Source organism: Rhizobacter sp. P2_H2, assembly GCF_056403375.1.
This window is the reverse complement of record NZ_JBFUFP010000399.1, coordinates 1-4,584: the sequence shown is the minus strand read 5'-3', so window position 1 is coordinate 4,584 and position 4,584 is coordinate 1. Positions and strand designations below refer to the sequence as shown.

The 4,584-nt window shown below is 69.1% G+C and carries 4 protein-coding genes; all 4 read right to left on the bottom strand.

Features of this window, described 5'->3' with window-relative positions:
* Positions 1-1,460 (bottom strand): efflux RND transporter permease subunit (locus AC1D15_RS18925; RefSeq protein ID WP_477827195.1); only part of this gene is annotated, 1,460 nt, incomplete at its 3' end.
* Positions 1,457-2,695, bottom strand: a complete 1,239-nt coding sequence (locus tag AC1D15_RS18920) for an efflux RND transporter periplasmic adaptor subunit (protein WP_477827194.1) — start codon at positions 2,693-2,695, stop codon at positions 1,457-1,459. The genes AC1D15_RS18920 and AC1D15_RS18925, both read right to left, overlap by 4 nt.
* Positions 2,692-3,894, bottom strand: a complete 1,203-nt coding sequence (locus AC1D15_RS18915) for a TolC family protein (protein ID WP_477827193.1) — start codon at positions 3,892-3,894, stop codon at positions 2,692-2,694. The genes AC1D15_RS18920 and AC1D15_RS18915 overlap by 4 nt, the downstream gene beginning before the upstream one ends.
* 106 nt (positions 3,895-4,000) lie before the next feature.
* On the bottom strand, positions 4,001-4,384 hold the full coding sequence (locus tag AC1D15_RS18910) for a hypothetical protein (RefSeq protein ID WP_477827192.1): 384 nt from the start codon (positions 4,382-4,384) through the stop codon (positions 4,001-4,003).
* Between the last annotated feature and the right edge of the window lie 200 nt (positions 4,385-4,584).

The window sequence follows — 4,584 nt, the reverse complement described above, 5'->3', positions numbered from 1 at the left end:
GCCGCAGCCATGGCGCAGGTCTTCGTGAACGCCAGCGGCGAGAACAGGCGCCCCTCTTGCGCCTCGAGTGCGAACACCGGGACGAACGAGAGCGCGATGACCAGCAGCGAGAAGAAGAGCGCCGGCCCCACTTCCACGCACGAGTCGACCACGAGCACCCATCGCTCGGCCACCGTCGACGCCCGGCCGTGCCGCGCTTCGAACGCCTCGATGTGCTTGGCCATGTTCTCGACCATCACCACCGAAGCGTCCGTCATCGCGCCGATGGCGACGGCAATGCCGCCCAGCGACAGGATGTTCGCGCTGACGCCCTGCCAGTGCATCGTGACGAAGGCCGCGAGGATGCCGACGGGAAGCGCGACCACGGCCACCAGGGCCGAACGCAGATGGAACAGGAAGATGGCGCACACGACGGCCACGACGATGAACTCTTCGACGAGCTTGGAACCCAGGTTCTCGACAGCCCCGTCGRTGAGCTGGGAGCGATCATAGGTCTCGACCACTTCCACGCCGGCAGGCAGGCTCGGCTTGAGCGCAGCGAGCCTGGCCTTCACCGCCTCGATGGTCGTGCGCGCGTTCTTGCCGGAACGCATCACGATGACGCCACCCGCCACTTCACCTTCGCCGTCGAGTTCGGCGATGCCGCGGCGCATCTCCGGCCCGACCTGGACGGTCGCCACGTCGCGCAGGAGGACAGGCGTTGCAGTCGACACCGCCAATGGAATGGCACGGAAGTCGTCGAGGGACCTCAGGAAGCCGCGCGAGCGCACCATGTATTCGGCCTCGGCCATCTCGACGACCGAGCCGCCCGACGCCTGATTGGCGTTCTTCAGGGCGTCCGTCACCATCGCCTGGGTGACACCGAATCCCCGCATTCGATCCGGATCCAGCACCACCTGGTACTGCCTGACCATGCCGCCGAGGCTCGCCACCTCGGCCACGTCGGGGACCGTCTTCAACTCGAACTTCAGGAACCAGTCGTTCAGCGCGCGCAGCTGCCCGAGGTCGTTCCTTCCCGTCCGGTCGACGAGCGCGTACTCGTAGATCCAGCCCACGCCGGTGGCGTCGGGCCCGAGGGCCGCGGTCGCACCGGGTGGCAGCTTGCCCTGGACCTGGTTGAGGTACTCCACCACCCGTGAGCGTGCCCAGTACGCGTCGGTCCTGTCGTCGAAGAGGACGTAGACGAACGAGTCGCCGAAGAACGAGTAGCCGCGCACGGTCTTCGCCCCCGGGACACCGAGCATCGTGGTCGTCAATGGGTACGTCACCAGGTCCTCGACGACCTGCGGCGGCTTGCCCGGGTAGGTCGTCCGCACGATGACCTGCGTGTCCGAGAGATCCGGAATCGCGTCGACCGGGGTGGCCCTGACAGCCCAGACACCGGCTGCGATCAGGAACACCGTCGCCAGGAGCACCAGGAATCTGTTCCCGACCGACCAGCGGATGAGTGCGGCAATCACTTCGCACCCCCCGGCGCGCTCATGCTGCCCGTGACCGAACGCAGCCGAGCCTCGGAGTCGATGAGGAACTGGCCGCTGGCCACGACCTGCTCACCTTCCGTGAGCCCCTGCGTGACCTCGATGTCGTCGCCCACCTCGAGGCCGAGGACGACGTCGCGGCTCTCGAAGGAGCCGTTCTCCCTGCGCACCAGGACGATGGCGCGCCTGCCGGTGCGGATGACGGCCTCCGACGGCACCACCAGCCGAGACGAGCCGGGGCCGATGACCTGCAGGCGCAGCAGCATCCCCGGCGTCAGCTTTGCGTCCTTGTTGTCGACCTCGAAGCGAGCCTGCAGCGTGCGCGTGCTCGAGCTCACCTGCGGCAGGATTTCCTTCAGCTCGCCTTCGAATGCGAGCGAGGCATCGGCTTGCAGAACCGCCTTGACCTTCTGGCCGCGTGCCAGGCGGATCGCCTGGGCCTCGGGCACCTCTGCAACGGCCCACACCTTCTCGAGGCCGTCGATCCGGAACAGCGTCGTGCCCGGAGCAAYGGCCGCGCCTTCACGCACCCCGAGCTCTGCGATGACGCCGCTGACCGGTGCGCTGAGCGGGAAGCGTGCTTGCGCCGTCCCTGCCGATTCGCTCTGGCGGATGAGCCCGTCGGGGATGGACATGGCGCGCATGCGTTCTCGAGCGGCGTTCACGAGGTCTTCCGACACGCCGGCGCGCTTCAGCGCGAGCCATTCGTTCTGCGGCCCGAGCCACTCGGGGGCGAACACGGTCGCCAGCACCTGGCCCTGGCGGACCCGCTCCATGGGCGCACGCACGGCAAGATGCTCGATGAAGCCGGCCACGCGCGTCTGGACGGCCACGGCGAGGCGCTCGTCGAACTGCACCGTACCGACGGCATCGAACGACGACGACACCGGGGCCTTCCGCGCTGTCGCGACCCGGATGCCGAGGTTCTGCTGCACCGTCGGACTGACCTTGACGCCGGAGTCGCCGGCCTCGTCGGCGTAGACAGGCACGAGCTGCATGTCCATGAACGGTGACTTGCCGGGCTGGTCGAACCGTTGGCCCGGGACCATGGGATCGTGCCAGTACAGCACCTTCCGTCCCTCGGGACTGGAAGCGGCCGGGGCGGCGCCCATCGGCATGTCCGCAGCACCGCTCGTGTGCCGGCCGGCGTAGAAGCCGGCGGCGGCGAGGACTGCTGCGCCCAGCACCGACAGCGCAATGGCTTGAGCACGCTTCATCGAGCGCCTCCGTTGACGAGGGGTTTGTAAGCCAGCTGCGCCTGGGTCTTCGCGAGCTCGCGCTGCAGCGAGAGCAGCTTTCGCCGGGCCTCGACCTCCATGTGGCGTGCCTCGAACAGCAACGCCAGCGTCACCTGGTTCGAGCGGTATCCGGCCAGCGCGGCAGCGGTGCGTTGCTGTGCCGCAAGCACGACCGACGATTGGTAGCGTTGAACGCGCTCGGTCAGGCGCTGGGCGTCGCCGGCCAAGCCGCGGTACTCGGCTTGAGCGGCGCGTGTCGCCTCCGCGAGATGGGCCTCGGCCTTCTCGATCAAGGCCAGTCTTGCAGCGGTCTCGCGGTCCTGGCGTTCAGCGGGCGCCACCGGCAAGGGGATGCTCACGCCGAAGGACACCATGTCGGCATAGCCGGTGCGCTGGGCGTAGGAGACCTCCCAGGACCAGTTCGGCCCGCGGTTGCTGGCGGCGACGGCAGCGTCCTGTCGAGCCAGCTCCACGTCGCGTTGCGCCAGCAGGACCGTCGGGTGGGCTTCGATGAAGGCTCGCTCGTCGACAGCGGCCGGTTCCACCGGAACCGCGAGCTCGTCCACCGGGATGCCGACCCAGCGCTCGAGGGACACGCGTGCGGCGCCCTGCTGCTGCCTCGCCTGCGCCGACTCGTCCTCGGCCATGCCCTGAGCGCCGGTCGAGGCCAGCACCTCCTGGCTGCTGCCGGCGGACGAGGACAGCCGCCCCTTGGCGGCCTCCAACTCTTCGTGGACGTGGTGCTCCGACAGCGTCGTGAGCTTGAGCGCCTCGCCGCAGAAATAGGCGTCGAGGTAGGCGAGCACCGTCTGCAGGCGAACCTCGGCCGCCGTGGCCTGGGCCGAAACGAGCTCCCGGCCGATCGTGGCGTCGGCCGCAGCCTGGCGTGCAGCGCGCTTCTCGGCCGACACCCACTCCTGGCCGATGCCGATGCGCTTCATGGTCATCGAGTCGCGGGTCGTGCCGAGGCGGTCTGCACCCGTCACGGGGAGGTTGTCGACGCCGGCGCGCAGCGTCGGGTCGGGAAGCTGACCCGCTGCGCGGGCCGTTTCCGAAGCACTGGCGACGCCGGCACGTGCCGACCGAACGGCTTCGGAGCGCTGCAGGGCCAGGTCGAGCGCCTGGGTGAGCGTCAGAGGTGCCGCGGCGGCCAGGGCCGGCAGCAGGGCCGCGGCCAAGGCGGCCGCGCGCAGGGGATGGGTGAACATGGGAACTCCGAAAGCAAACGGGCTGTTTGCTGGCGAACGGGCAAGCCGCACCAGCGCCGGTCAGTTGACGGAGGGGTCAGACGCGAAGCCTGAGCGTGGACAGGAAGAGGGGGTCGGGCGGAGGACGGGTCTGCGCAGTGGCGGCCATCGGCAATGCGATGGCCTCTGCGGCATCGAGCACCACGGGCAACTCGAGCACCTGGACGACAACCGGCAGCGTCGCTGCGGGAAGCTTGACGGCTTCGAACGACTGGGCCGTGCCCGCGGCGTGCTGGTGGCACAGCACGGGTTGCTCCCGGTCCATGCCTTCGCACGGCTGACCCGCGGCCATCATCGCAGCCATCGCTTCGGCGTCGCCCTGTCCCGGGCAGGCGTAGCTCGCCAACGCAAGCTGTGAAAACAGCAGCGAGAGCACCACGAAGAGCGTGGTCGTCAGGCGGAGGGCGGAACGGCGTGCCATGGGCAGCCGGAGTGTAGCGCCCGCATACTTCCAGGCTGAAGACCCATGTTCACCTTCCTGAAGACCACCCCCTGGGCCTACCCCACGCTCGAGGTCGCGCACATCGTCGGCATCGCGCTGCTGCTGGGCAACCTGATCGCGCTCGAGGTGCGCGTGTTCGGCCGCGCCGCCGCCCTGCCCGTCCCCGCGCTGGCCCGGCT

What these genes read in the sequence shown, in the direction of transcription:
- AC1D15_RS18910 (WP_477827192.1), bottom strand. Translation starts at nt 4,384, where the DNA reads ATGGCACGCCGTTCCGCCCTCCGCCTGACGACCACGCTCTTCGTGGTG.